Source organism: Bacteroides sp. AM44-19 (assembly GCF_003603395.1).
GTDB lineage: Bacteria > Bacteroidota > Bacteroidia > Bacteroidales > Bacteroidaceae > Bacteroides > Bacteroides uniformis.
This window is the reverse complement of sequence record NZ_QTNB01000004.1, coordinates 279,861-305,041: the sequence shown is the minus strand read 5'-3', so window position 1 is coordinate 305,041 and position 25,181 is coordinate 279,861. Positions and strand designations below refer to the sequence as shown.

The window sequence follows — 25,181 nt, the reverse complement described above, 5'->3', positions numbered from 1 at the left end:
ATTTACCACACGTGGAAATTCAATCCTTCTGATTTGTCAGTAATATAGGAGCCTCCACCGAATGAGCGTAATTGCCAGAGGATGTAAAGGTCGTCGAAACTCATGACAGCCAGTAATATTCCAAATCGTGTGACATCATAATTGCCACTTGTCATACCATATATAAGGGGCAATATACCCAGTAGCAGGAAGGGCAGCAGGCATGTGATGCGATATTGCCACATGCGTATCGGCGAAAACAATCTGAACAACAGTTTATGTAGGAATAGATTTACCAGGACAGCTGCCAATATACACATGAAGAATCTGACCAGCGATAGATGGCTGGTTGTTTCTCCATGTATCGACTGAAACAGAATCAGCATTGGTACTGCAAATACTATGGCAGCTATGATGCCGTATTTATTAATCCTCTTGCCCGAAACTACTATCTCTGTCCCTTTTCGGCTTTTTGTTATTGAAATATCTGCTTTCATAGTGTGGATTTTTTGTATTGATGTTGCAAAGGTAGAGTGGGGCACATGCTTCATAAGTTATCGCTACGTTAATATTAGGTTAAGAGGCGTTGTTTTCCTCGTTTATTTTATAGCAATATGACTGTTGCATTCATTCTTTTCCTTATTTTTGCAATATATAATAAACGCATTATGATAAAGTTATTGTTGGTAGAAGACGATGCAAGCTTGAGATATATAGTTCAGGGCGGGTTGGAAGATATGATAGGCGGTTATGAAGTGATTGCTGCCGCCAATGGCGAGGAGGGCTTGAAACAGTGGAAAGAACAACATCCTGATGTGATAGTATCTGATATAGAAATGCCCGTTATGAACGGTTACGAGATGGTGAAGCGTATCCGCGAGACAGATGGGGAAACTCCGATTCTGTTCTCCTCTGCCCTGATATCTCCTAAAGATGTGGTAAAAGGTTATGAAATCGGTGCCAATAACTATATAAAGAAACCGTTCATTCCCGAAGAACTGGATGCACATGTCCACGCCTTATTGAAGCTTTCCAAAGGCGAAAAATCGAAAGACATGAGTCAATGCTACAAGATAGGCAAGGAATATGTGTTGGATGCCACACATGCCACTTTGAAACATGCTTCGGGTGTAAACAAGACTTTGACTGTGCGCGAGACAGGTTTGTTGCAGATGCTTTGTGAGAAGCGGGGAGACGTTATCCGCCGGGAAGCTATCTTGGATAAATTCTGGAATACGGAAGATGATTACTTTGCTTCCCGCAGCCTGGATGTATTTGTGACGAAACTTCGGAAATTTCTTTCGGAAGACGAGTCGGTAACCATTAAAACAGTGAAAGGAGTAGGATTGATACTGATAGAAAATTAATAATGTATCCTTCTATATTGCAATAATTTAGCAGTACATGTACTGTTCTTCTGGTTTATTTTCGTTATTTTTGTATAGCAGTATTATATGAATATAAAGAAGGAGGGTATATGTGTATAAAACGGAAAGTCAGTATCTCTTGTCTTGGTGGCCGTTTGGGAATCTGCCTGCTGTTGGCTTTTGTGCCGCAATTGCTTTTTGCGCAGGAAGACAGTGTACGTTTCATTCGTGACAGTATACAGATACAGCCGGAATTCAATGAATCTCTATTCTCTCCTTTTGAGCTTCCTTCTGAAAACTCTGCCCCTTCTTCCATGTTTCATCCGGAGCACTCCTATTCCCTGCCCGATTTTTCACTGAAAGAGTCTCTTCGTCTGCCTTATCAGACCAATCCTTCCCTGCTATTTCGGGGAGATTACAGTACAAGCGGTGTATTAAGACAGTTTCCTCACGGTATGTTATTCGGTTCCGGTGGGCAGACCAGCGTACCGGGTATCGGACGTTTCAACAATGCTTCCCTGGGATATCAGCATGCCTTTAACCAAAGGCTGACGCTCCAGCTTGGCGTAGATGCCATGAAGATAAATATGATTCATTCCACCGGGCAGGCTTTCAGTACTTCGGGAGCTTTGCGGTATCAGGCTTCGGACCGTGTAGCTTTTAAGGTTTTCGGTTCGTATGCCATAGGAAATACTTACGGGATGGATACCCACCGCTACGGTGCCACCATGTCTCTGGATATGTCCGAACGTTTTGGTATGGAAGTTGGAGTACAACGTTATTACGATGCTTATCGCGGTCGTTGGGAGACGGTTCCCGTTGTGATTCCCTATTATAATTTCGACAAGTTTAAATTAAGTCTGGATGTAGGTGGAATCTTGTATGAGATTCTGCGTAACACCGTCTTTGATAATAGAGGGGGCAGTGGCGGAGCGACTATTGCCCCACCACGTTTTCAGATGCCGCCATTGAGATAAGATAAGTATACATCAGCTTTTTGTAGGGACAATCATCAAACAGTTTACTACTGTTACATAATATTATTGCTAATGTAGAAATACTTTCATGATATTTCGTTTATTTTTTGTTTTGCTGTTCGTTTTTGTGCGGACAGTTGTCCGAAAATGGACATTACTATAAAATAGTTATTCTTTGATAATCAGTGATTTAATTCTTTGGCACGCAGATTGACTATATATAGGCGAAGGCGGTTATGAAACAACAACCTCCTCAGAGAAAGAAGTAATAACAATAAAAAATAACGATTATGAAAGCAACAGTATTTTCAAAAGCAGTGGTAATGATGGCAGTGGTAATGGCAAGTGTAATGAACTTTTCTGCAAGCGCGACAACTCCTGCCGATTATGTGAAAAACGAGGAGATGACCGGAGAACTGATGACCGCCAAGACTATCTTCCGCAATGAGGACGGACACCTTTTCCGTCACCTCCGCTACACTTACACTTATGACAGTGAGAACCGTGTGACGAGCAAGGAAGCTTTCAAGTGGGATAGCGTAAAGGAAGCCTGGGTGCCTTATTTCAAGCTGGATGTTGAATACACTGACAGTGAAGTTGAGTTGAACTATGCCCGTTGGAACAGTAGAACTAATGGTTACGACAGCTATACGCAAACTACCGTTTACGAACTGAATGACAGCAATGCGGCTTTGATGTTGGCAAGTACCAAATAAAGGATAATATATCAAATACAAAAGAGCCAAGTATCGTGAGGTGACACACCTTTGATACTTGGCTCTTTTTCGTTGAGGAAATGTATTATTGTTTCTCTGTTATCAGTCCGACAGCATAATTCAGCACTGTATCTTCATCCTTCATGAAATCTGCTACGGTTTGGGATACTTGATGATGGGGCGGTATGCCTATACCTTCCATGGGGAAACCTTTAGAAGAGACGTCCGGCTGGCGGGTAGGGATACGGAAATAGGTCCGCTGTTTGGTACAGAAAGGACGGGGGCCATTGCCGGTATCCCCTCCGGTAGCTTCGCCGATGAGGGTGACATTTCCGCTTTCCTTCATGTCGAGTGTGAAGCTCTCGGCAGCAGAGAGCGTATATGTGTCGGTCAGCAGATAGATTTTACCTTTATAGGCGTCGGCTTCGGGCTGCATGATGTAGCTCTTGCTGACGCAGTGTGGTTGTGCTTCGCGGATGAAGTACTTGCAGATGTTTACTCCATTCATGCTGTTTCCTCCGCCGTTTCTACGTACGTCTATAATGAGGTATGGTAAATCCTTGACTTTGGGATAGACCGCCTTGAAATCTTCCATGACGGGGTTCATCATGGTTTTGATGGTAAGGTAACCAATGCTGTCTTGTAATATCCTGCTCTCCACAGTTTGTTCTTCGTTATCCGGAAAATAGTCCCTTTGTTTCAAGGGAAGGGTGACGGTCAGAGTATCGCCCCCTCTCAGCAGTGTATAGTTTCTTAGGGTGTCTGCATAACTACGGAACGCATCATAGGCTGTACGGAGCCGTCTGTGGGGGACGGTAGATGCTTCGGTATATTTTTCGTTCTGTTCAATCCATTGTTTATAGGGGAGTCCGTTGATAGCTATAATCCGGTCTTTGTCCTGGAAGCCGTATTCTGTCAGATAGTCATTGGGTTTGTCAACGAACAAGAAATCCTCTATAAAGGCTACGCGCTGATTGGCTGTGTACCTCTTGTAGCAGGTAATGGCGTGGGCGCATTGTAAGGCAGAGATGTATTCCTGCACTATCAGTCCGTAGTCTGTGGTGGTCTGCGCCTGGCGAACGCGGGCGTCACAAGCTTGATACAATGAATCCATATTCAGATGCTTGGCTTGGTATAATGAATAATTCTCCATGACAATCTGGTGTATTTCTTTGAAATCTTCTTCAAACTGCGAGGGGGTTAACGGTAGTTCCGCGATGTAGAAGTTTTCTACATCAATCTGCTTGTCATTATAGAAATAGTTGGCATAAACATACAAACCACACCAAATGGTTGCCAGTACAGCCATTACGATGACTATTACTTTTGAAATTTTTTTCAGAATCTTCATGTTTTATAGAGTTTAGTCGATATTTGCTTTTTCGGCAAAAATAGTAATAATTTTTGTTAATCTTATTTTTCTAACTCCTTATTTGCCAATAATGGTAACATGGAGGTAACTAACTGAGCTTCAAGTGCCTTCTTGTACGATGTCTGGTAGTTGGCTAACTTTGCAGCCGTAAATCAAAACATACTAAGGAGAAGTGATTATGAAGAACTATCAGAAAGTAAATGTGCCCGCAGGCGAGGCACGTGTCGAGTTGCACGATTCATTGAATCTGACTGGTGCAGAAGTATCTATCAGCAATTTGCCGGCTGGTGCAGGAGTACCTTTTGTGCATTCGCACAAGCAAAATGAAGAAATTTATGCCGTCCTCTCCGGACGCGGCACCATGGTGGTTGACGGAGAAACCGTAGAACTGCAGGCGGGTGACTGGCTTCGCGTGGCTCCGGCAGGAGAACGCCAATTGTCGGCTGCGGCAGACAGCGCCATCAGTGTGATTTGTATTCAGGTGAAAGCCGGCTCTCTGGAAGGCTTTACGATGACGGACGGTGTGGTGAAGTAAGAGGAAGTCACACAAGTAGAATTAAGGTGATAGGGGATGGTCTGTGGTGCAGGCTATTCCCTATTGTCATATGATGTGCAGTGATTTATTGACTGCGATTTGTTTTAAGTCAAAATAATCATATATTTTGTACTATACCTAAGAAAACAGACTATGTCAACTGATGCAATAAAACAGAAATTATGATTAAATTGAAGAAAGAGCATTGTTTCTGTCACATAACGAGGACCCAATCAAAGAGCTTAAAACTAAGAATTGAAAACATAATATCATGACCCAGCATAATGCCATCAAGCTTTTCGAAGCGAAGAAAGTCCGAACCGTTTGGGACGACATAGAAGAAAGATGGTACTTCTCAATAGTAGATGTGGTGACAGTCTGCTGTATGCCTATCCAGTTACGTCTCCGATAGATTGGAAAAGGAAAGATATAAGAGGAAACGTGTTTTCATTTTGTTCTTGTTTTGGGCGCAAAAGTAATAAATATCTCCGTTAACCTAACATTAACGTAACGATAACCTAAAAGCTTTTTACCACCTCCTATCTTTGCAATGTCGAAAGGGAACAACTCCCCCAAAGACAAGAACTTGAAACAAAATGTATAACTTAAAAAATAGAACCATTATGAAGACTTTAGTAATTTCAGCAATCATCGCAATGACCTCTTTAGTAAACGTAGTAAGCGCAGCAGCCGTTAACCGTACAGACAACTTTGCCTATAATACCGAAACCAACGACGGCCGTGTGGAAACACAAACCGTATTCAAAGTGGAGAATCAGAAATTCCTGCACCGCCACCTGAAGTACAATTACATTTACGACAACTCCGGTCGCATCTCCCAAAAAGAAGTGCTGAAATGGAACGAATCCACGCAAAGCTTTGAGAAGCACCACAGTCTTAACTTCTTCTATACGGACGACGTCACTGTGGAATACGCCCTCTGGAACGAGCAAAGCAATGCCTACACCGACATCAAGCAGAAAGCCGTCTATCGGCAGACCGACAGCAGTGTCTTGCGCTACCTCAGCTACGAATGGGACGAAAAGAACAATGACTGGAGCTTGACAGCAGACCATCACATGACGGATGAATCTGTGCAGCTATTGGCAGAGAAATAAGAAAACACGATTTCTATTCTATTTATTTTAAAAACCAAGACATTATGGCAATATTATTTCGCAAACACGAACGTTTAAGTAATTTGGCACAGAATTCTGTAAAAAGGTATATCCTACAATTATATATAAATACAGCAATCCGGCAAGACTGAAAGAAGTGGCAAAGGAAATCAGCACCATGTCCAGTGGGAGTGAGGGTAATTCCTATAGTGTGCTGAAAGTTATCTGAAGAAATCACTGTTGGCAGGTCGTATCGTGACTGAGTAAATTCTGAAAATATAGAGACTATGGGCCTCCTTTCTACACTGTGTGCGGGAGGGAGGCCTTCTTCTCTTCCAAAAATAACGGATTGCCTTTTTTGAACAAACAATTATAAATATCTTTGGAGCATTATTCACTCATTAAACTAACAGAAAACACCATGAAAGTCACAAACAAATCAACAGTGAGAGTAGGCGCGGCAGGAGTCGCAGTCATTGGAATTATAGTATTGTTCTTGGTCATGTTTGCCGTGGAGCGTATTGATTCGGGACAGACGGGCATCATCGTCAATCTGGCCGGTAGTGAGCGTGGAGTAGATGATGCCAAGGTGGAGACCGGATGGGTGGTTTACAACCGTTTTGCCAAGCAGCTATTCGAATATCCTGCATTTGCGCAGATTGTAGACTACGAACCTTTCGACATTCAGGACAAGAAGGGAACCATCTTCAAGACAGACCCTACTATAGAATACTTCATTGAGCGGGAGGATGCCAAAGTAGTTTTTCTACGCTATCGCAAGACTACCGAAGAATTGGAACAGAGTGTTATCCTGACGGAAGTGAAGAACGCTTATAAGGACGTGGCAGGACTCTATGAGACGGATTCGCTCATCAACAACCGTCCGGCTTTCGAGAAGGAGGTGGAGGCATTACTGAAGGAGCGTCTCAGTACCCGTGGCTTTACGTTTACCAACATACAGTCGTCCGTGAAACCCAACGATGTGCTGCAAGCTGCCATTGACGAAAAGAATACTGCTGTGCAGAATGCCTTGAAGGTGGAGAATGAAAAGAAAGCCGCTATAGCCGAGGCGGAAAAGGTAGTAGCTGCCGCCAAGGGTAAGGCAGATGCCAACCGTATCCTTCAACAAAGCATCACGCCGGAATTGATTCAACTAAAGGCTGTGGAGAAATGGGACGGGAAATTGCCGTTGTCTACCGGTGGAAATACGTTGCCATTCCTGAAGTTGCAATGACAATCTCTATGAGACCCCATTGGCAACTTGATTCTTTTGGGGAGGTACTGATTGTGTGCGCGGATAATCACAAATAAATCAAGCGGTAAGCCATCTATCTCTCTATTTGCTAAGATTTATTCGTCCGATACTTGTTGAATTATCGTCCGACAGCCGTTGAATTATCGTCCGACAATTGTCGGACGATAATTCAACGGCTGTCGGACGAATAAGTTTTAGTAAGCAAGAATTTAAAATGCAGTATTGCAGGAATTGTTGCTTAAATAGGGAATGTAGTAAATGGGAGACAACTGTTGCTCATCCTTGTTGGGATCGCATGAACAAGGTTTTCAAGAAGATAAAGGGCGTTTCGCCGAGTGAATATGTACTTTTGTAAGGGAAAAGGGGAAAGATACGAAAGGTATGGGCATAAAAAAAGGAGTACCGCTGTACTCCAACCTTTGTTAACCTTAAATCTAATACTATGAAAAACACATTGCAAAGGTACGAACTTTTTGCTTATCTCCAAATAAAGCAAATAAAAAAGACTGTTTTATAACATGTTTTAGGAAAATGCGTCTCTTTGTTAAGGCTTGCTAAGGTTTTGAAGCCTCTCCGTGGCTGTTTTCTAAAAAAGAATTATCTTTGTCACATTAAGTTTTGGGTCTTACTTGACGATTTCCTGCTCTCTTGGCTCAAAGCTTTGGAAATTAAAAATTAAAGACTTGTATGCACGAAGATATTGTCCTTACCCCGATGATGAAGCAGTTCCTCGACTTGAAGGCAAAGCATCCCGATGCTGTCATGCTGTTTCGTTGTGGTGACTTCTATGAAACCTATTCCACCGATGCCGTCGTCGCGTCCGAAATCCTCGGTATTACCTTGACCAAACGTGCCAATGGCAAGGGGAAAACCATCGAAATGGCGGGTTTCCCGCATCATGCGCTCGACACCTATCTGCCCAAGCTGATACGTGCCGGCAAGCGTGTGGCCATCTGCGACCAGTTGGAGGACCCGAAGCTGACGAAGAAACTGGTGAAGCGCGGCATCACGGAGCTGGTGACGCCGGGAGTTTCCATCAACGACAATGTGCTGAACTACCGGGAGAACAACTTCCTGGCTGCCGTGCATTTCGGTAAGGGTGCCTGCGGTGTGGCTTTCCTGGACATATCTACGGGCGAATTTCTGACGGCGGAAGGACCTTTCGACTATGTGGACAAGCTGCTGAACAACTTTGCCCCCAAAGAGGTGCTTTTCGAGCGTGGCAAGCGGCTGATGTTCGAAGGAAACTTCGGCAGCAAGTTCTTCACCTTCGAGTTGGACGACTGGGTGTTTACCGAGACATCTGCCCGCGAAAAGCTGCTGAAGCATTTCGAGGTGAAGAACTTGAAAGGCTTCGGTGTGGAGCATCTCAAGAACGGTATCATCGCTTCGGGAGCCATCCTGCAATACCTCATCATGACGCAGCATACGCAGATAGGGCATGTCACTTCGCTGGCACGCATCGAGGAGGATAAGTATGTCCGCCTGGATAAGTTCACGGTGCGCAGCCTGGAGTTGATGGGGTCGATGAACGACGGTGGCAGTAGTCTGCTGAATGTGATAGACAAGACCATCAGCCCGATGGGTGCCCGCCTGCTGAAACGCTGGCTGGTATTCCCGTTGAAGGACGTGCAGCCGATTAACGAGCGGCTGAATGTGGTGGAATACTTTTTCCGCCAGCCCGATTTCAAAGAGTTGATAGAAGAGCAGTTGCATTTGATTGGCGACTTGGAACGCATCATCTCCAAAGTGGCGGTAGGGCGTGTCTCTCCGCGTGAGGTGGTGGCGTTGAAGGTGGCTTTGCAGGCGATAGAACCCATCAAGGCAGCTTGCATGGATGCCGATAATGCCAGCTTGAATCATATAGGCGAGCAGTTGAATATCTGCCAGTCTATCCGCGACCGTATTGACCGGGAGATAGACAATGACCCGCCGTTATTGATTAATAAGGGAGGTGTCATCAAATCCGGTGTCAGTGCCGAGCTGGACGAGTTGCGCCGGATTGCCTACTCCGGCAAGGATTATCTGTTGCAGATACAGCAGCGCGAGAGCGAACTGACAGAGATTCCCAGTTTGAAGATAGGCTACAACAATGTTTTCGGCTACTACATCGAGGTGCGCAACACGCATAAGGACAAGGTGCCGGCAGAGTGGATACGCAAGCAGACCCTTGCCAATGCCGAGCGCTATATTACCCAGGAATTGAAGGAATACGAGGAGAAGATTCTCGGCGCGGAGGACAAGATACTGGTACTGGAAACACAACTCTATGCAGAGCTGGTACAATCTTTGAGCGAGTTCATTCCTGCCATTCAAATCAATGCGAACCAGATAGCACGGTTGGACTGCCTGCTCTCCTTTGCCACAGCGGCGCGCGAGAACAACTATATACGCCCCGTCATTGCCGACGACGATGTGCTGGAAATCCATCAGGGACGGCATCCGGTCATTGAGAAGCAGCTCCCCATCGGCGAGAAGTATATTGCCAACGATGTGATGCTGGACAGCCAGACGCAGCAGATTATCATCATTACGGGTCCCAACATGGCGGGTAAGTCCGCTTTGCTGAGGCAGACGGCGCTGATTACGCTACTGGCTCAAATCGGCAGTTTCGTGCCTGCGGAGAGTGCCCATATCGGTTTGGTGGATAAGATATTCACCCGTGTGGGTGCCAGCGATAATATTTCCGTGGGCGAGTCTACCTTTATGGTGGAGATGAACGAGGCGGCGGATATCTTGAACAACCTTTCTCCCCGCAGCCTGGTGCTGTTCGACGAGCTGGGACGCGGTACTTCTACGTACGACGGTATTTCCATCGCCTGGGCGATTGTGGAGCATATCCATGAGCATCCAAAAGCGAAGGCACGCACCTTGTTTGCCACGCACTACCATGAGTTGAACGAGATGGAGAAAAGCTTCAAGCGTATTAAGAACTACAACGTTTCGGTGAAGGAGATAGATAACAAAGTCATCTTCCTGCGCAAATTGGAGCGCGGCGGCAGCGAACACTCCTTCGGTATCCATGTAGCCAAAATGGCAGGTATGCCCAAAAGCATCGTGAAGCGTGCCAATGACATTCTGAAACAACTGGAAACGGACAACCGCCAGCAGGGGATTTCCAGCAAACCGATGGTGGAAGTGGGAGAGACACGCGGTGGTATGCAGCTCAGCTTCTTTCAGCTCGACGACCCGGTGCTGTGCCAGATACGCGATGAGATACTGAATCTGGATGTGAATAACTTGACGCCGCTGGAGGCGCTGAACAAGCTGAATGATATTAAGCGGATAGTGAAAGGGAAGTGATTTTTGCTTATAGGAGAAAACGTGGAATTTCAGGACTTGTACAAGTTTTTGCACAAGTCTTGAAACTCCATGGTTAATAGTTTTTCATATAAAATTATTCTTCCAAGATTATCTCTAATTCTGCTATGGCAGCTTTCTTTCCTTTGTCATGGGCCGATAATCCCGATAGTTTCACATAGCGTGCCCGGCAAGGAGTAAATTCTATAGTTTGCGTTGCTGTACCTATATGGAAGGTGCCATAGGTAATGGGCTGCCCCCAATTTTTTCCATCTTTGCTTGCATATACTTCATAGGAAGCTATCCGTCCTTCTTCGCTATCTTGTCGCGGAGTGTAGCGGATACCCTTTATAGTGGCCTCTTTGGATAGGGAAAGATGTATCTCATGAGGGTAGGGAGCTATGTAGAATTGGTTGTGTACCGTGTGCCAATAGGTGTTTATGTTACCGTCTGCCGCCAGCTTCATGCTGTTGTCTGCATCGCTGTCTACGGAGACCACTATTTGTCTCTGGGATGCTCCGCTGCTCACATTCAGTTCGGCTGCCGAAGCCCATTTCCTGCCGTGCATTTCGGACAAGGGAACGAATTTGAAGTAACGGGCAGTGACGGGTGTTTCCAATGTTATGGTTTGGGCAGACGTCAGATTGGAGAATGTACCTTTGACGGTGCTTTCCCAATTTTTTCCGTCTTTGCTGAAGCTTAGCTCGTAGTCTTTGACGTGTCCGTTATCATTGGAATGTCGTGCTGTGTAGATGAATTTGTCCACTACCAGTAGGGAAGCCATGTCTACCACAATGCTGTGTGGAAACTCTGGAATGGGTTCGTGCCAACGGGTGTGCCAATACGTGGAAGGGTCTCCATCGATGGCGTTTTGCGCCTCTTCTCCTTGGCTGTCGCTGCTGGAGGAGACCACCTTCCATGCCGAGTGGTCTACGAATATGGGTAGTTCCATAGTAGTGACCAGGCTCTTGCCTAATTTTCCAGAAACAGCGTATGTTTGTATCTTTCCACCGTCAATGAACTCGAATGGAGCTGTGTATTCCCGGTATTCGTTACCGTTAAGGCTGTAGAAGATGGTCGCGTCCGGAGTTCCGGTACTCATTTGCAGGTAACCGTTGTTATCGCGTTCTACCATTACGGGCATGCATGCAGGCATCTGTACGCGTGCTTTCTTGGTAAGCTCACTTTGCGTGTAGCTTCTTTCCAAAGGCATCATGATGAAGCTGAATGCTACGGGAGTTGCTTGCAGTTCGTATTTTTTCATCGGGCCTGGACCGCAGCTTGCGTTGCCCAGAGGACGATTGTGGGCATCAAGACAAAGAACTGTCTCCTTGCGCATCGGGATGTCGTATTTGTGAATCAGTTTTTGCAGATGGTCGGGGTCTGCCATGTCTTGTGCTCTGACATGCAGGGCAGAAGCCGCCATTTGGTCGCCTGCCACGAAAACGAAGCCCATACCGTCGGCGTTGGTGATGGAAATCCAGCGTACCTCTTCATGGTTACCCATCTCCTGAGGCTTTACATAGTTCACCCATTGGTCGGATACTGTACTTTCGTATACGCCTATTGGGGTGGCATCCTTGCGGTCTACGTAGTTTTCCCATGGGCCACGTCCATACCAACGCATACGCTCGAAGCCTTCGGGCAGTTCCATTCGATAGCCCACACGCGGAATGATTTCGCTGTCGGATACCGGGATGATGACACTGTTCACCATGATGGAACCATCGGCATTTACGGTGTATTCTATTTCTGTGCGATACTCAAAACCGAGTTTACCTTTGTGGCAGTTCCGGATGTGCAGGGTTATTCTGTCCTCTTCTTGGTGGGTTTCCCATTTGCCGGTTTCCGCTTGCAGCTGGTAAAGGCCTTTGCGTTGCCAATCGCCACTTACCTGTTTATCGTTGTCGGTGGGAGCACGGAAGAGGTTCAGTTCGAGTCCTTTACTTATCAGGGGGATATTATTCAATGTATATGCCGATAAAGTTCCTTCTTCCTTGGAGAAGACAGCTTCAAAACGTTCACCTTTCACCACCAATGCGTCGGCAGTTTCGTTTAGATTGATGTTTCCTTTTTCGGGTACGAATATAGGTTTCTCGCTGCTTGATAGCTTGAATTGTTCGGTGGCTACCTCGTAGTCGGCTTTTGCCCATTCGGTATCTCTTTTTTGGCAGAAACTGAAATTGATAAAGTATTCTGCTCCGGGTACCTTCGTTGCGGGTATGTCTGGCAGGGTGATGACTTTGCTTGCCTGTGCTTCCAGCTTCAAATCTTCCAGATTGCCTGAGCAGACGGTCCTTCCATCTTCCGTTATTTCGTATCTCCCGTAGAGGTCTTCCATATTGGCATGGAATCGCTTGTTGCTGATTCTATATTTGCCATTCCCTAATGCTTCTATGCGGATGGGTTGATGTATCTTCTTCATTTCATAGGATTTGGCAGATAATGTACGGTCGGAGAAGATGACGCCGTTGGTACAGAAGTTACCGTCGTTGGGCTTGTCACCAAAGTCACCGCCTACGGCCATGTAGAAGCCTTTGCCGTCGGGAGTGGGCATACGCAGGCTTTGGTCCACCCAATCCCAAATGAAACCTCCGATGAGTGCCGGATAGCGTTCGTAGGTTTCCCAGTATTCCTTGAAGTTTCCTATGGAATTTCCCATGGCATGGGCATACTCGCATACTACGTGAGGTTTCACGATCTCGCCCTTTTGTATTTTCTCCAATCGTTCACGGCCTACGTTTTCCAGCCAGTCCACACTTGGGTACATGCAACTGGTCACGTCGCAGAAGGAACTGTTTCCCTCGTAGTGGGTGGGGCGGGTAGTATCCAAACGTTTGATGGCCTTTTCAGCAGTGGAGAAGTTGTTTCCGTTTCCCGATTCGTTGCCCATGGACCACATTACGATGGAAGCGTGGTTACGGAAACGTTTCACTTGGTTCTCGTTGCGCTCGGTGAATGATTTTTCCCACTGTGGCTCGTGTGAGAGACGCATTTCGCCGTGGCACTCTACATTGGCTTCTGCCAATACATAGATGCCATAGCGGTCGCATAGGTCGTAAAAGTAAGGGTTGTTGGGGTAATGGGAGGTACGGACAGCATTTACGTTCAGCGCTTTCATTAGTTGTACGTCCTTTTCCATCTCTTCTTTGGAGACGGTACGGCCATTCAATGGGCTGTGATCGTGGCGGTTGACACCTTTGAAAAGAGTGGGTTTGCCGTTAATCAGCAGTTGTCCGTTTTTGGCAAACTCTATTTCGCGGAAGCCTACCTTTACACTACGTAGGTCTGTCACTTTTCCCTTCTGTTTTAGGGTCAGGGTCAGGTTGTAGAGGCTGGGTGTTTCGGCTGTCCATTTCAGTGGGTTCTTCACATCGAATTCCAGATGGGTACTACCTATTTTTGTGGCGTGGATAGTGCGTGATAGCACTTCCTTTCCTTCTGTGTCGGAGAGCTTCACTATGAGTTCGGCAGAACTTTTCTTACCGGTGATTTCCACGTCCAAAAAAACTGTAGCATTACGATAATCTCCGTCCAAGTCGGTTCGGAAGAAGAAGTCCCTAATTTGCGTGCGTGGTGCTGACCATAGGAATACATCGCGGAAGATACCGCTGAACCGCCAGAAATCTTGACATTCAAGAAAACTTCCATCGGTGAAACGGTACACTTCAACTGCCAATGTGTTTTTTCCTTCTTGTAAATAGGGAGTCAGATTGAACTCGGCAGGTAAGTAGCTGTCTTCTGAATAGCCCACTTTTTTACCGTTCAACCAAAGATAGAAACCTGCTTCCACTCCATTGAAGCGAATAAATACATCTCTGCCCTTCCAAGATGTGGGCAAAGTGAATTCACGTCGGTAACTGCCTACGGGATTGGGCATGTTGGCGAAAGTATAGTCTGCCGGGCGAGGTTGGATGACGTTGGGCCATTGTACTCCTTTACTGTAATCACAGAAAGGGTAAATGGTATTGCAATACAAAGGCTTGTCCCAGGGCTTGTTATGGCGTACAGCCTCTATCTGCCATGTGGCAGGCACTTTGATGTTGTCCCAGTCACTTACGTCGTAGTCGGGCTTGAAGAAATCCTTCGGCCGTTTTTCGGGGTCGGCCACCCAATGGAATTTCCATGTACCGTTCAGAGTTTGATAATAGGGGGATTCCTCGATGCTCAGGCGTAGGGCTTGTCCTTCGTCGGCAAAGGGAATGGCGGTTTGGCATGCCGTTTCTTTGTTCACTCCCGAAATGTTCAGGTCATTTCATTCGGGCTGTTCGTGAGTTTGTGCTGTTGCGGCTGCGGTAGCAAGCAGCCCGGTGAATGCGATACTCAAAAAAGAGCTTCTTTTCATAAATGCAGATGGTATAAGATGATTAAGTATTAGTGATTTCCTGTCCTTCCCTCACGTTCTTCTTTTGCCGTTCGCAGTATTGACGGGGCGGCATTCCGTAACGTTGTGAAAAAGCTTTATAGAAAGTGCTTCGGTTGGTGAATCCCGTGCGGTCCATCAGCTCTTCGATGGTGAAGTTGCTGGAGACTAACAAGCGTTCCGCCGTGGAGAGGCGGTATTCTTTGATGATGTCGGCAGGCGATTTGTCAGTAAGTGGTTTCAGTTTGCGGTAGAACTGCCGGCTGCTGTAGCCCATTTCCTTACTCAAAAGTTCTACTTGCAGGTCTGGATTGGCTAAGTTCTTTTCAATGACTTCTGTCATTTTCTCTAAGAATTCTTGTTCTTCTTTGTGCAAGCAGCTTCCTTCTTTCCAGGTAAAGGTGCTGAGTGCCGAACTATAATATTCCTTCAGGTTTTCTTCGCGGCGGATGAGATGATAGACCATCTTTTCCAAATATTTCACATTGAAAGGCTTGGTGACATAGGCATCCGCCCCCGATTCCAGTCCTTTTACTTGGTCGTCTTCGTGATGCAGTGCTGAGAGCAGGATTAGGGGGATATGGCTCCACAGCTTGTGTTGCTTGATGGTGGAGGTGAAGGATAGCCCGTCTATATCGGGCATCATCACGTCTGAGATGATGAGGTCTGGCTGTCGTTGTTCCAAGCTGTCTAATGCCTTTTGGGCATTATTGAAGGAGAGTACGTTGTATTTCTCTGTGAATATTTCGGATACGAACCACAGCATGGAAGGGTCATCATCTATCACCATGACCGTCTGCTTGTTTGCGTCGAATTCTTGGGTGTATTTTTCGGGCAATTCTTGCACCTCTTCGGTGGGAATGCTTGGAGAAGCCGCTTCGTATGCAGTTTGCGGTACTTCTTGTCCGTTGGGGGGGAGCGAGGGAAGGCTTACAGTGAAGGTGGTCAGTTCGCCCGGTGTGCTTTCGATGTTTATGTCTCCTTCCAACAGTGTCACCATGTTTTTGCAGATGGCCAACCCCAGTCCGTTTCTTGAGTTTTTGCCGTTCATCTCCACGGAGTCGAGAATCTTATAGCGGTCGAATATCTTTCCGAGATTTTCCGGTGTGATGCCTTTGCCGGTATTGGCTATCTTCAAAATAAGACGTTCGTTTTTCGTGTACAATGTTACGCTGATGTTCCCCTTGTCGGGTGTGTACTTGAAAGCGTTGGATATGAGGTTTCCGGCTATTTTGTTGAAGCAGCTCAGGTCGGTGTTCCATGTCAGTTCGGGGGCGATGTCAAGGCAGTAGTTCATTTCTCTGTTTTCCGCCATGTCACCGAAGGATTCGGCGATGTCCCTTAACTTTTCGGAAACAGGCTGCGGCTGTATGGAGAGCATTTTGTTTTCCGTTTCCAGTCTTCTGAACTCCAGCAACTCCACGATGAGACCATTCAGCTTTTCCACATTTTGCTGAATCATTTTGGCGTAGCGGTGCGTGTAGATATCTGTCTCCTTGTGGGTGAGTATCTTCTCGCACGGTCCCTGAATCAGGGTGAGGGGGGTGCAAAACTCGTGGGTGATGTTGGTGAAGAAGCGTAGTTTTGATTCATAGACTTCCTCTTTTTTCTGTCGTTCCATTTTCTTCATCATGTGCTGCCGCTTCAGGCGGTAGGTATAGAATGCATAGGCGACTATGCCTGTACATAATAGTAACCCTAACAAAAAGTAGCCCACATAGGCCCAGGTACTGAGATACCAGGGAGGAGCGATGTAAATGGTGAAGGCTTGCGGATGGCTTTCTTTACCGTTGATGTTGTTGCGGTATTTCACAAACAGCGTATATTCTCCGGGGGAAAGGTTGGAGAAGATGGCATTGGGTGAAACTCCGTTTTCTATCCATTGGTCGCTTGCTTCCTTTAGTTTATAGGAGTAGAAATAGTCGTTTCCGTTAATGTAGTCTGTTATCCGGAAGTTGAGCTGGAAGAAGTTGTGTTTGTAGTCCAGTTGTAGCACGGGCTTCCCGTCTTTGTAATGTAGAAAATCATGCAGGTTGTATTCCTTACCGAAGATGGAAAGTCCTTTCAGGCTGATTTCGGGCATATAGTCCGTGGTGATGTAAGAATCGGGCTTCACGGTGACGAAGCCGTTTACACCTCCAAAGAAAAGGATTCCCGTAGCATTGTCTTTGTAGAAGGCTCCATCACTAAATTCGGTCACGGCCAGTCCGTTTCCGTTGTTGTAGGTCTGCTTGGTCTGTTCTTGGGGATTGAGTCTCATCAATCCTTGATTGGTACTCACCCAGAGATTGCCTCGGTTGTCCTCCAAGATACCATGTACGGTGCTGTTGGTGTAGAGCTTTGCACTGATGCTGTCTGGGTTTCCGTCTTCGTTTGAGTAGAAGCGGAGAAGCCCTGATCCAGTGCCCAGCCAGTAGCCTTGCTCGTTTTTGTGTATGGCGAACACATCGTTGGCGGTTTGGCTGTTTACCAAGTTGTTGAAGCGGAACTGTGCCATTTCTCCAGTACGTACATCAATGCGGTAGGCTCCGAGCCCTCTGTTCCCGAACCACAGCGTAGAGCTGCTTTCACGGTAGGAGGTGAAAAAATAGTTTGATGCCATATGTCCGTTACTCACCAAAGTCCGTGTAGCATGCTTCACAATAGGATCTTTTCTCTGATTTTCTAATGTCACCTTTACGATTCCTTCGCCCACGGTGGAAATCCAAAGTGTACTGTCATTGGTTTGATCAATGGAGTGCACATATTTCACTTTGGTTCCATTGGCTTGTACCGCCAGTTCTTTCAATTGGTGGGTAGAGTAGGAATAATAATTGATTCCGTTTTCCGTACCTATCCAAAGTCGGTCTTTTCCACCGGGTGCAAAACAGTAGACGGAGTTGTCGGTCAATGTGCTGTTACCGGTGATGAGACGATCATGTTTTTCGGGTGTATTGTTGACAAGATAATTCGGTATACGCAATATGCCACTGCCTTTGGTTCCTATCCATAAGGTTTGCTGTGGGTCGAGGTAAAGGCTGCGTACCGGGTTGTTCACCTGATATGCGGGAGTGTTGAGCAGGGTGTTGGTCATGGTGAATGTGTCATTGTAAAGCATGTATAACCCTTCTCCGTCGGTAGCTACCCATACGATATCTTGAAATTTGTCTTTCATCAGACAGAAGATGCCCGACTGTATTTCAGTGTATTCTATACGGTATTTAATCTTTTGGTTTGCTTCATATTTCAGTACTATCAAGCCGCTGCTTTTGAAACCGATACAGAAGTCATTTTCTCGTTTGATGATGGAAGATACTTCACCTCGTTTTTCTATTTCGTCTTTCAGGTCGGCAATGTAGTAACACTGTCGGTTGCTGAAACTATATTCGTAGAGGGCATAGGTTTCATCAATGAAGTAGGCTGAATCTTCTCCGATGAAGGCATGCTTCAAGCCGTGATGTCCAAATGGCTTTTCCGGAATCAGTGTCACGCTTTTTCCCGTGTGGTTCAGACGATAGCAACGAGTGTTGTTTCCAGTTGCGAATATCCAAAGCAGGTTGTTGGAATCAATGGTCATGGACAGTACTTTATTAAAATCCATGGAAGAGATGTTTAACTGGAGAAATTTCTGGTTCTCTTGTTGGTAGTGATACAGATTTCCGTCATCTTTCAGCACTAACATGCACTTGTTGTTGCTTCGTGCCAAGAAGATGTTGTCCTTGAATTCGGTAAAGGTCCGGCAGGTCTGTCGGTATGTATCCAATCTGTCTAACCCGTAGTTGGTTTGTAACCACAGTATGCCTGGCTCTGATTCTACGATCTGGCTGATAATGTTGCCTGACAATAGGTTGCGTGACACATCAACGGGCGTATATAGGTGGATATTGTTGCCGTCAAACACGTTCAGTCCGTCGCATGTTCCTATCCATAGTACACCTTGGCTATCTTGGTAAAGGGATTGGATGGCACTATTGGAAAGACCGTTTTTATTGGAGAATTGCCGTAGGCTGTAAGCGTACACAAAATCCGGAAAACAGCATAAGAGGCTGATAAGCAATAAAATCGTATGGCCTTTCCAGTATATGTCTTTCATGTGGCTTGTTGTATTGATTTTGAGTTGCAAAGATATATTTTAAGGTGGAAACAGTCAATATTTGCAATATATTTCTTTAGTTGTAGGCTTACAGTTTGCTTTGTATCTGCTCCGTATCCTTAGAAATGTATTTGTACGGAGCAGATAGGTATGGATATGATTAGCGAATGACCGCAGCGAATCCACCGTTGCGTGCCAAACGGACTGTGATATGGTCGCCTTTCTTCAAGGATTGTTCTTGCTTGCGGTAGTCCATGGCTTGGTGGTCAGCGTTGATGCCGTCTTCAAAAGAGGTCATGAGATAATTTTTTCCTTCTTGCAGGAAATCAAGGGAGATGTTAAAGACCCGTTCACGTTCGCGGTTGTTGGTCATGCCTCCTATATACCATTGTTCTCCTTTGCGTTTGGCCACGATGGCATATTCTCCTGCTTTGGCTTCGAGAGCGATGGTTTCGTCCCATGTTTGGGGTACTTGGGTGATGAAACGTGTACACTCGTCGTTGCGATAATAGAGGGTAGGATTGTCTGCCATCATCTGCAGGCCGGTTTCAAAAAGAACAAAGAGTGCCATCTGATAGGCACGTGTGCCGATGCTGGCAGAATTGGGACGTTCGGAATGGTAGACTTCAGGCTGCATGCTAAGCATGGCGCCGGGAGTATAGTCCATGGCTCCTACTGCGTTGCGTATGAAGGGGAAATAGACACTGTTGTCGGGACGGCATCCGCCCATTTGCTCCATACCTCTTACGCCTTCGTAGGAGAGTACGTTGGGGTATTTGTATTCTAATCCGGCAGGTTTGAAAGCACCGTGAAAGTCAACGAAGAGATGGTGTTTGGCGGCTTCATGTGCTACGCGTTCATAGAAATTTACCATCCATTGGTCGCTACGATCCATGAAATCTATCTTTACGCCTTTCACACCCCACTTTTCGAAAGTTTCGAATAGGTCAAAGTGATTTTCTACCGTAAGCCAAGTGAGCCATAGCACAATGCCTACGTTTTTTTCTTTGCCGTAGCGGATGAGTTCGTGTATGTCTACCGAGGGATTGGGGTTATAGGGGTCGCGGGTGTTCATGGCCCAGCCTTCGTCCATTACTATATATTCTACGCCGTAGTGGGATGCGAAGTCGATGAAGTACTTGTAGGTGTCAAGGTTGCAACCTGCTTTGAAGTCCACGTCGGGGCCGTAGGGTGTGGCTCCGTTCCACCATTCCCAGCTGGCTAGTCCTGGTTTAATCCAAGAGGTGTTTTCTATGACATTCTTTTCAGCGAGGCGATAGGATAGAGTGTTTTCTATAAGTTTGCGGTCATCGTTGGTAATGACGAAGTAACGCCATGGATAACTGCGCTTGCCTGCGGTACGGGCTATGCAGTTGGCTTCTTTCAGAATCTTGAGACTGCGGTCACCGTCTTCTCCGAATTCAAGAGGCAGACGGGGGAAGACGGCGGTAATGCCGCCTTGTCCATCGTTTTTCAGAAACATGGCGGGATAGTCTGTCAGATTGGTTTCACTCATGAGGATTTTGTCACCTTTGGGTGTGCTGGCTAAAAGGGGAAGCAGAGCCATGCGATTGGAGTTTTTCCACTCGCTGCTTGTTTGGTGGCGATATTCTTCTTCATAGGAAGTCTTAAAGCCGTCAGGTTGCTGAAGATGTAGCAGGCAATCATCCACAAAGTTCAGGCGGAGGATTTCATTCATTATTTCTTGCTCGCCTTTCAGGTCAGTAAGGAAGCGGTAGGCGAATCCGTCATCAAAGGCACGGAACTCTACTGAATAGCCTCCTTTAAACTTCAGTAGCAATTGGTTGTAGCGGTTGGTTATAGTAGAGAATTTCAGGGGTACGATGGGAGTCAGTTCCTCGTTTACATTTTGGCGTACTACTTTGTTTAGTTTAGGATGGATGCCCAGCTGGTGGTTGGCAGTTTCCAGACCAATGACACAGTTGTCCATCAGTGTTTGATTTCCTTGGGTTACATCATATTGGATTTGATCGGTCAGCTCCACTGAGATGCGGATGTTTCCGCTGGGTGAGGCCAGTTGATGTACTTTCTGTCCGAAAGCGGTCAGTGAGAGGCAGAGAACTGCCGAGAGTAGGAATTGTTTTTTCATGTTCTTAGCTTTTGGATTTTTACAATATACAAAAGTAGTTTGTATTCTGTAGGAAATGTATGCTATTTATGACATAAATATATAAAATCATGCCACAGACGACTTTTTACATATCTATGTCGCGAATCTGTACAGTATGAGAGTGAAGGATGGGCTATTTTTGTTACCAACATTCCACATGTCAGAAAACTATTGTTGCCGGATGGAGGCTAAAGAGAGAAGGTGAAAGAGCGGTTTGCGGCTAGAGGAGGCAGCACATTTATAACAAAGAATGCGGTGGTTTATATCGAATTGACATTATCTTTTACGAAAAAACAATAATAACAAAACCATGAAAAAGAGACGAATACTGATGGGGAAGACCCATCTGATAGCGGGAGCCGTGATGTTGGCCGTTGCAGGAGGACAATTATCGGCTCAGACCGTTGCACCGAAGAAAGCAAAAGCGTACATGGTGGCAGATGCCCACTTGGACACGCAGTGGAACTGGGACATTCAGACTACTATTAAGGATTATGTTTGGAATACCTTGAATCAGAACCTTTTCCTTTTGAACCAGTACCCCGACTATATCTTTAATTTTGAAGGTGGAGTGAAATATGCTTGGATGAAGGAATATTATCCTCGTGAATATGAACTGATGAAGGCTTTTGTAAAGGCAGGTCGATGGCATGTGAGTGGGGCCAGTTGGGATGCTACCGACACTTTGGTGCCGTCTGTTGAATCGTTTATTCGCAACATTATGCTGGGGCAGGAGTTCTATCGTAAGGAGCTGGGGGTAGAAAGTACCGACATCTTCCTTCCCGATTGCTTCGGATTCGGTTGGACATTGCCTACTGTTGCTGCCCATTGTGGACTGATAGGTTTCTCTTCACAGAAGCTGGATTGGCGTAACAATCCTTTCTACGGTAAGAGCAAGCATCCCTTTACCATCGGACTGTGGAAAGGAGTGGATGGAGCGTCCGTCATGCTGGCTCACGGATATGATTACGGTCGTCGTTGGGATAATGAAGACCTTTCAGAAAATAAATATTTGATGGAACTCTCCAAATGCACTCCCCTGAATACCGTTTACCGCTACTATGGAACAGGTGATGTGGGCGGTTCACCTACCATCGCTTCTGTGGCTTCCGTGGAGAAAGGTATCAAGGGAGACGGTCCGTTGAAGATTATCAGTGCAGCCAGTGACCAGTTGTTCAAGGATTACCAGCCCTATGGCAGCCATCCCGAGCTCCCCGTATTTGACGGTGAATTGCTGATGGACGTTCATGGAACCGGCTGCTACACTTCACAGGCTGCTATGAAACTCTATAATCGTCAAAATGAACTTTTGGGTGATGCCGCTGAACGTGCTTCTGTGGCTGCTGCCCTTTTGGGGGTTGCCGAATATCCTGGCAAGAGCCTGACGGAGTCTTGGCAGCGCTTCATATTCCACCAATTCCACGATGATTTGACTGGTACCAGCATTCCCCGTGCCTATGAATTTTCTTGGAACGATGAACTTCTCTCTCTGAAACAGTTCTCCGGTATCCTGACTCATTCTGTGGGAAGTGTGGCAGGCAAGCTTGATACTCGTGTCAAGGGGATTCCCGTAGTGCTCTATAACGCTTCGGGCTTCAAGGCTGCAGATGTGGTGATCATCGAAGTGGAGGCTTCCCGTTTTCCCAAAAGTGTGGCTGTATATAACGAACAAGGCAAGTTGGTGGTTTCTCAGTTGGTTTCATATACTGATGGAAAGGTCCGCTTGTTAGTAGAAGCCACTGTACCCGCCAATGGATACGCAGTTTACGATGTCCGCCTCTCCGGCGAAGGAAAAGAGATGCCTGCTGTTGAAGCTGCAAGTGTTGAAAATTCGTTCTACAAACTGACATTGAATGAGAACGGTGACATTACTTCACTGTTTGACAAGAGAAACAACAAGGAATTGGTAAAGGCTGGTAAGGCTATTCGTTTAGCCCTCTTCACTGAAAACAAGTCATTCGAATGGCCGGCATGGGAGATATTGAAAGAGACTGTGGACGCTACTCCTATCTCCATCACCGAGGATGTGAAAGTGACTCTTTGCGAAAACGGCGCATTACGTAAGACTCTCTGCGTGGAGAAACGTCACGATGATTCTTTTTTCCGCCAGTACATCCATTTGTATGAAGGTGTATTGGCCCACCGCATTGACTTTACTAACGAAGTGGACTGGCAGTCTACCAACGCTCTGTTGAAGGCTGAGTTTCCCCTCAATTTGAATAATGAGGTGGCCACTTACGACTTGGGCGTAGGCAGCGTGCAGAGAGGAAACAACATCTTGACCGCTTACGAAGTATATGCTCAATATTGGGCAGATTTAACGGACGCTAACGGTTCTTATGGCGTTTCCATCATGAACGACAGCAAATATGGCTGGGACAAGCCTGATAACAACACCCTGCGTCTCACTTTGCTGCACACTCCGAAGACAAAAAAGAACTATGCTTATCAAGATCGTCAGGACTTCGGTCACCATACCTTTACTTACAGCTTGGTAGGTCATGTGGGCGCTTTGGATGTAGTTCAAACCCGCGAGAATGCTGAACTGCTGAACCAGCGCATCAAGGCGTTCGTTGTTGGAAAGCATCGCGGCGAATTAGGTAAGAGCTATTCATTGGCTTTTTCCGATAACCGGAATGTACTTATTAAAGCCTTAAAGAAAGCCGAAAGTTCAGATGAATATGTGGTACGCGTGTATGAAGCTGCAGGCAAGCAGGCGCAGAAAGCCTCGATTGTCTTTGCCGACAACCTTGTGGCTGCTGTAGAAGCAGATGGTACGGAAAAGACCATCGGTAAGGCTACATTCAGTGGAAATCGCTTGGAAGTGTCAGTCAATCCAAACAGCATTAAGACCTACAAGGTACGTTTCGCTTCCAATAAAAAGGTGCAGACGGTGGCCGAACCATTGCCCCTTGTTTATGATAAGAAGTGCTTCAGTTGGAACGAGTTCAAGGCTGCTGCCAACTTTGAGTCTGGTTATTCTTATGCTGCTGAATTGATACCTGCCGAGATGAATGTGCATGGAGTGCCTTTCAAATTGGAGACACGTGAAGAGCTGAATGGTATGGCTTGCAAGGGCAATGTACTGAAACTGCCCGCCGACTGTACTTATAACAGACTCTATATCCTTGCTGCTGCCGCTTCTGATAAAGATGTGAAGGGGATATTCCGCGTAGGCAAGTATGTGCAGGAAGTCATTGTTCCTTCTTATACTGGCTTCATCGGTCAGTGGGGGCACACCGGACATACGGAAGGTTATCTGAAAGATGCTGAAGTTGCCTATGTGGGTACGCACCGCCATTCCGGTGAAGGCGATCAGCCGTATGAGTTCACTTACATGTTTAAGTTCGCAATAGACCTGCCAGAAAGGGCTACTGAGGTGGTATTGCCCGATAATAAGGATATTGTTATTTTTGCCGCCACTTTGACTGATGTTGCTGCTACTTCTGTTTGTCCCGCTTCCGAACTGTTCCGTACGGCAAACAAGTGCAATCGCTATCAGACGGAAAGCTCCACAGAGAGAGTGAACATTCTGAAGCAGGACATGGTAATGGGCTATTCAAGCTATGTGAACGAGAAAGAGAAGCCGGCTTTCATGGTAGATGGCGACGAAAACACAAAGTGGTGTGCTATTGCTGAAATGCCCCACTACGTAGACTTTGATTTGGGCGGTGAAAGAAGCATTAATGGCTGGAAGTTACTGAACGCTGCCGGCGAAAACCATTCCTACGTCACTTCCTCCTGCTTTCTGCAAGGTAAGAGCGACAAGAATGGTGAATGGCGCACACTGGACTATGTTTCGGGTAATGGTAAGAATGTACTGAATCGCACGCTAAATAAGTCTGAAAGTGTTCGCTACCTGCGTCTTTTAGTGACACAGCCCATGCAATCGGCTTCTGGTAAAGATGTGCGCATTTATGAAATGGAAGTATACGAATAAACAGTTATTATATTCCCATTTTTCAGATCCTTGTGTCTGTCACCACAGACACAAGG

At 46.2% G+C, this 25,181-nt stretch carries 13 protein-coding genes and 1 pseudogene; 9 read left to right on the top strand and 5 right to left on the bottom strand.

Translation table 11 applies throughout. The features are described 5' to 3' along the window. Positions 1 to 2: 2 nt before the first annotated feature. Complete coding sequence (locus DW947_RS09200) at positions 3 to 476, bottom strand: metalloprotease family protein (protein ID WP_229094639.1); 474 nt, start codon at positions 474 to 476, stop codon at positions 3 to 5. A 171-nt stretch (positions 477 to 647) separates the two neighbouring features. On the opposite strand from DW947_RS09200, the gene DW947_RS09195 reads away from it, so the two are divergent. The 3 genes from DW947_RS09195 (at position 648) to DW947_RS09185 (ending at position 3,039) form a co-directional block, all read left to right on the top strand. Then, on the top strand, positions 648 to 1,346 hold the full coding sequence (locus tag DW947_RS09195; protein ID WP_005833949.1) for a response regulator transcription factor: 699 nt from the start codon (positions 648 to 650) through the stop codon (positions 1,344 to 1,346). 110 nt (positions 1,347 to 1,456) lie between these two features. Next, positions 1,457 to 2,323 carry a hypothetical protein gene (locus DW947_RS09190; RefSeq protein WP_005833948.1) on the top strand — a complete coding sequence of 289 codons (867 nt, stop codon included), beginning with the start codon at positions 1,457 to 1,459 and terminating at the stop codon, positions 2,321 to 2,323. A 290-nt stretch (positions 2,324 to 2,613) separates the two neighbouring features. Next, positions 2,614 to 3,039, top strand: coding sequence for a DUF3836 domain-containing protein (locus DW947_RS09185; RefSeq protein ID WP_005824804.1), 426 nt, complete (start codon positions 2,614 to 2,616; stop codon positions 3,037 to 3,039). An 85-nt stretch (positions 3,040 to 3,124) separates the two neighbouring features. On the opposite strand, the gene DW947_RS09180 is transcribed toward DW947_RS09185, so the two are convergent. Further along, positions 3,125 to 4,390, bottom strand: a complete 1,266-nt coding sequence (locus DW947_RS09180) for a S41 family peptidase (RefSeq protein WP_005824806.1) — start codon at positions 4,388 to 4,390, stop codon at positions 3,125 to 3,127. A gap of 199 nt (positions 4,391 to 4,589) precedes the next feature. On the opposite strand from DW947_RS09180, the gene DW947_RS09175 reads away from it, so the two are divergent. From DW947_RS09175 to mutS, 5 genes are all read left to right on the top strand, one after another. Beyond that, positions 4,590 to 4,946 (top strand): cupin domain-containing protein, encoded by a 357-nt coding sequence (locus tag DW947_RS09175; RefSeq protein WP_005824807.1) that lies wholly within the window; start codon positions 4,590 to 4,592, stop codon positions 4,944 to 4,946. 271 nt (positions 4,947 to 5,217) lie between these two features. Next, positions 5,218 to 5,358 carry a hypothetical protein gene (locus tag DW947_RS21570; protein WP_005824809.1) on the top strand — a complete coding sequence of 47 codons (141 nt, stop codon included), beginning with the start codon at positions 5,218 to 5,220 and terminating at the stop codon, positions 5,356 to 5,358. 184 nt (positions 5,359 to 5,542) lie between these two features. Then, entirely contained in the window at positions 5,543 to 6,064 is a 522-nt protein-coding gene (locus tag DW947_RS09170; protein ID WP_005824811.1) for a DUF3836 domain-containing protein, read from the top strand. 421 nt (positions 6,065 to 6,485) lie between these two features. Further along, positions 6,486 to 7,298 carry an SPFH domain-containing protein gene (locus DW947_RS09165; protein ID WP_005824816.1) on the top strand — a complete coding sequence of 271 codons (813 nt, stop codon included), beginning with the start codon at positions 6,486 to 6,488 and terminating at the stop codon, positions 7,296 to 7,298. 708 nt (positions 7,299 to 8,006) lie between these two features. Next, on the top strand, positions 8,007 to 10,622 hold the full coding sequence (mutS, locus tag DW947_RS09155) for a DNA mismatch repair protein MutS (RefSeq protein ID WP_005824820.1): 2,616 nt from the start codon (positions 8,007 to 8,009) through the stop codon (positions 10,620 to 10,622). Positions 10,623 to 10,716: 94 nt separating this feature from the next. Here mutS and DW947_RS09150 read toward each other — a convergent pair. The 3 genes and pseudogenes from DW947_RS09150 to DW947_RS09140 form a co-directional block, all read right to left on the bottom strand. Continuing rightward, positions 10,717 to 14,964, bottom strand: a pseudogene (locus DW947_RS09150) (glycoside hydrolase family 2 TIM barrel-domain containing protein). Positions 14,965 to 14,986: 22 nt separating this feature from the next. Further along, positions 14,987 to 19,054: a hybrid sensor histidine kinase/response regulator transcription factor gene (locus DW947_RS09145; protein WP_022401927.1), complete on the bottom strand. Its 4,068-nt coding sequence runs from the start codon at positions 19,052 to 19,054 to the stop codon at positions 14,987 to 14,989. 160 nt (positions 19,055 to 19,214) lie between these two features. Next, entirely contained in the window at positions 19,215 to 21,164 is a 1,950-nt protein-coding gene (locus DW947_RS09140) for a glycoside hydrolase family 97 protein (RefSeq protein WP_117963421.1), read from the bottom strand. A 331-nt stretch (positions 21,165 to 21,495) separates the two neighbouring features. Here DW947_RS09140 and DW947_RS09135 point away from each other — a divergent pair, with 331 nt between their 5' ends. Beyond that, positions 21,496 to 25,125: a glycoside hydrolase family 38 C-terminal domain-containing protein gene (locus tag DW947_RS09135; RefSeq protein ID WP_016272162.1), complete on the top strand. Its 3,630-nt coding sequence runs from the start codon at positions 21,496 to 21,498 to the stop codon at positions 25,123 to 25,125. Positions 25,126 to 25,181: the final 56 nt, after the last annotated feature.

Bases quoted from the DNA above. Each gene is read 5' to 3' on its own strand.
- DW947_RS09200 (WP_229094639.1), bottom strand. From the start codon at position 476: ATGAAAGCAGATATTTCAATAACAAAAAGCCGAAAAGGGACAGAGATA.
- DW947_RS09195 (WP_005833949.1), top strand. From the start codon at position 648: ATGATAAAGTTATTGTTGGTAGAAGACGATGCAAGCTTGAGATATATA.
- DW947_RS09190 (WP_005833948.1), top strand. From the start codon at position 1,457: ATGTGTATAAAACGGAAAGTCAGTATCTCTTGTCTTGGTGGCCGTTTG.
- DW947_RS09185 (WP_005824804.1), top strand. From the start codon at position 2,614: ATGAAAGCAACAGTATTTTCAAAAGCAGTGGTAATGATGGCAGTGGTA.
- DW947_RS09180 (WP_005824806.1), bottom strand. From the start codon at position 4,390: ATGAAGATTCTGAAAAAAATTTCAAAAGTAATAGTCATCGTAATGGCT.
- DW947_RS09175 (WP_005824807.1), top strand. From the start codon at position 4,590: ATGAAGAACTATCAGAAAGTAAATGTGCCCGCAGGCGAGGCACGTGTC.
- DW947_RS21570 (WP_005824809.1), top strand. From the start codon at position 5,218: ATGACCCAGCATAATGCCATCAAGCTTTTCGAAGCGAAGAAAGTCCGA.
- DW947_RS09170 (WP_005824811.1), top strand. From the start codon at position 5,543: ATGTATAACTTAAAAAATAGAACCATTATGAAGACTTTAGTAATTTCA.
- DW947_RS09165 (WP_005824816.1), top strand. From the start codon at position 6,486: ATGAAAGTCACAAACAAATCAACAGTGAGAGTAGGCGCGGCAGGAGTC.
- mutS (WP_005824820.1), top strand. From the start codon at position 8,007: ATGCACGAAGATATTGTCCTTACCCCGATGATGAAGCAGTTCCTCGAC.
- DW947_RS09145 (WP_022401927.1), bottom strand. From the start codon at position 19,054: ATGAAAGACATATACTGGAAAGGCCATACGATTTTATTGCTTATCAGC.
- DW947_RS09140 (WP_117963421.1), bottom strand. From the start codon at position 21,164: ATGAAAAAACAATTCCTACTCTCGGCAGTTCTCTGCCTCTCACTGACC.
- DW947_RS09135 (WP_016272162.1), top strand. From the start codon at position 21,496: ATGAAAAAGAGACGAATACTGATGGGGAAGACCCATCTGATAGCGGGA.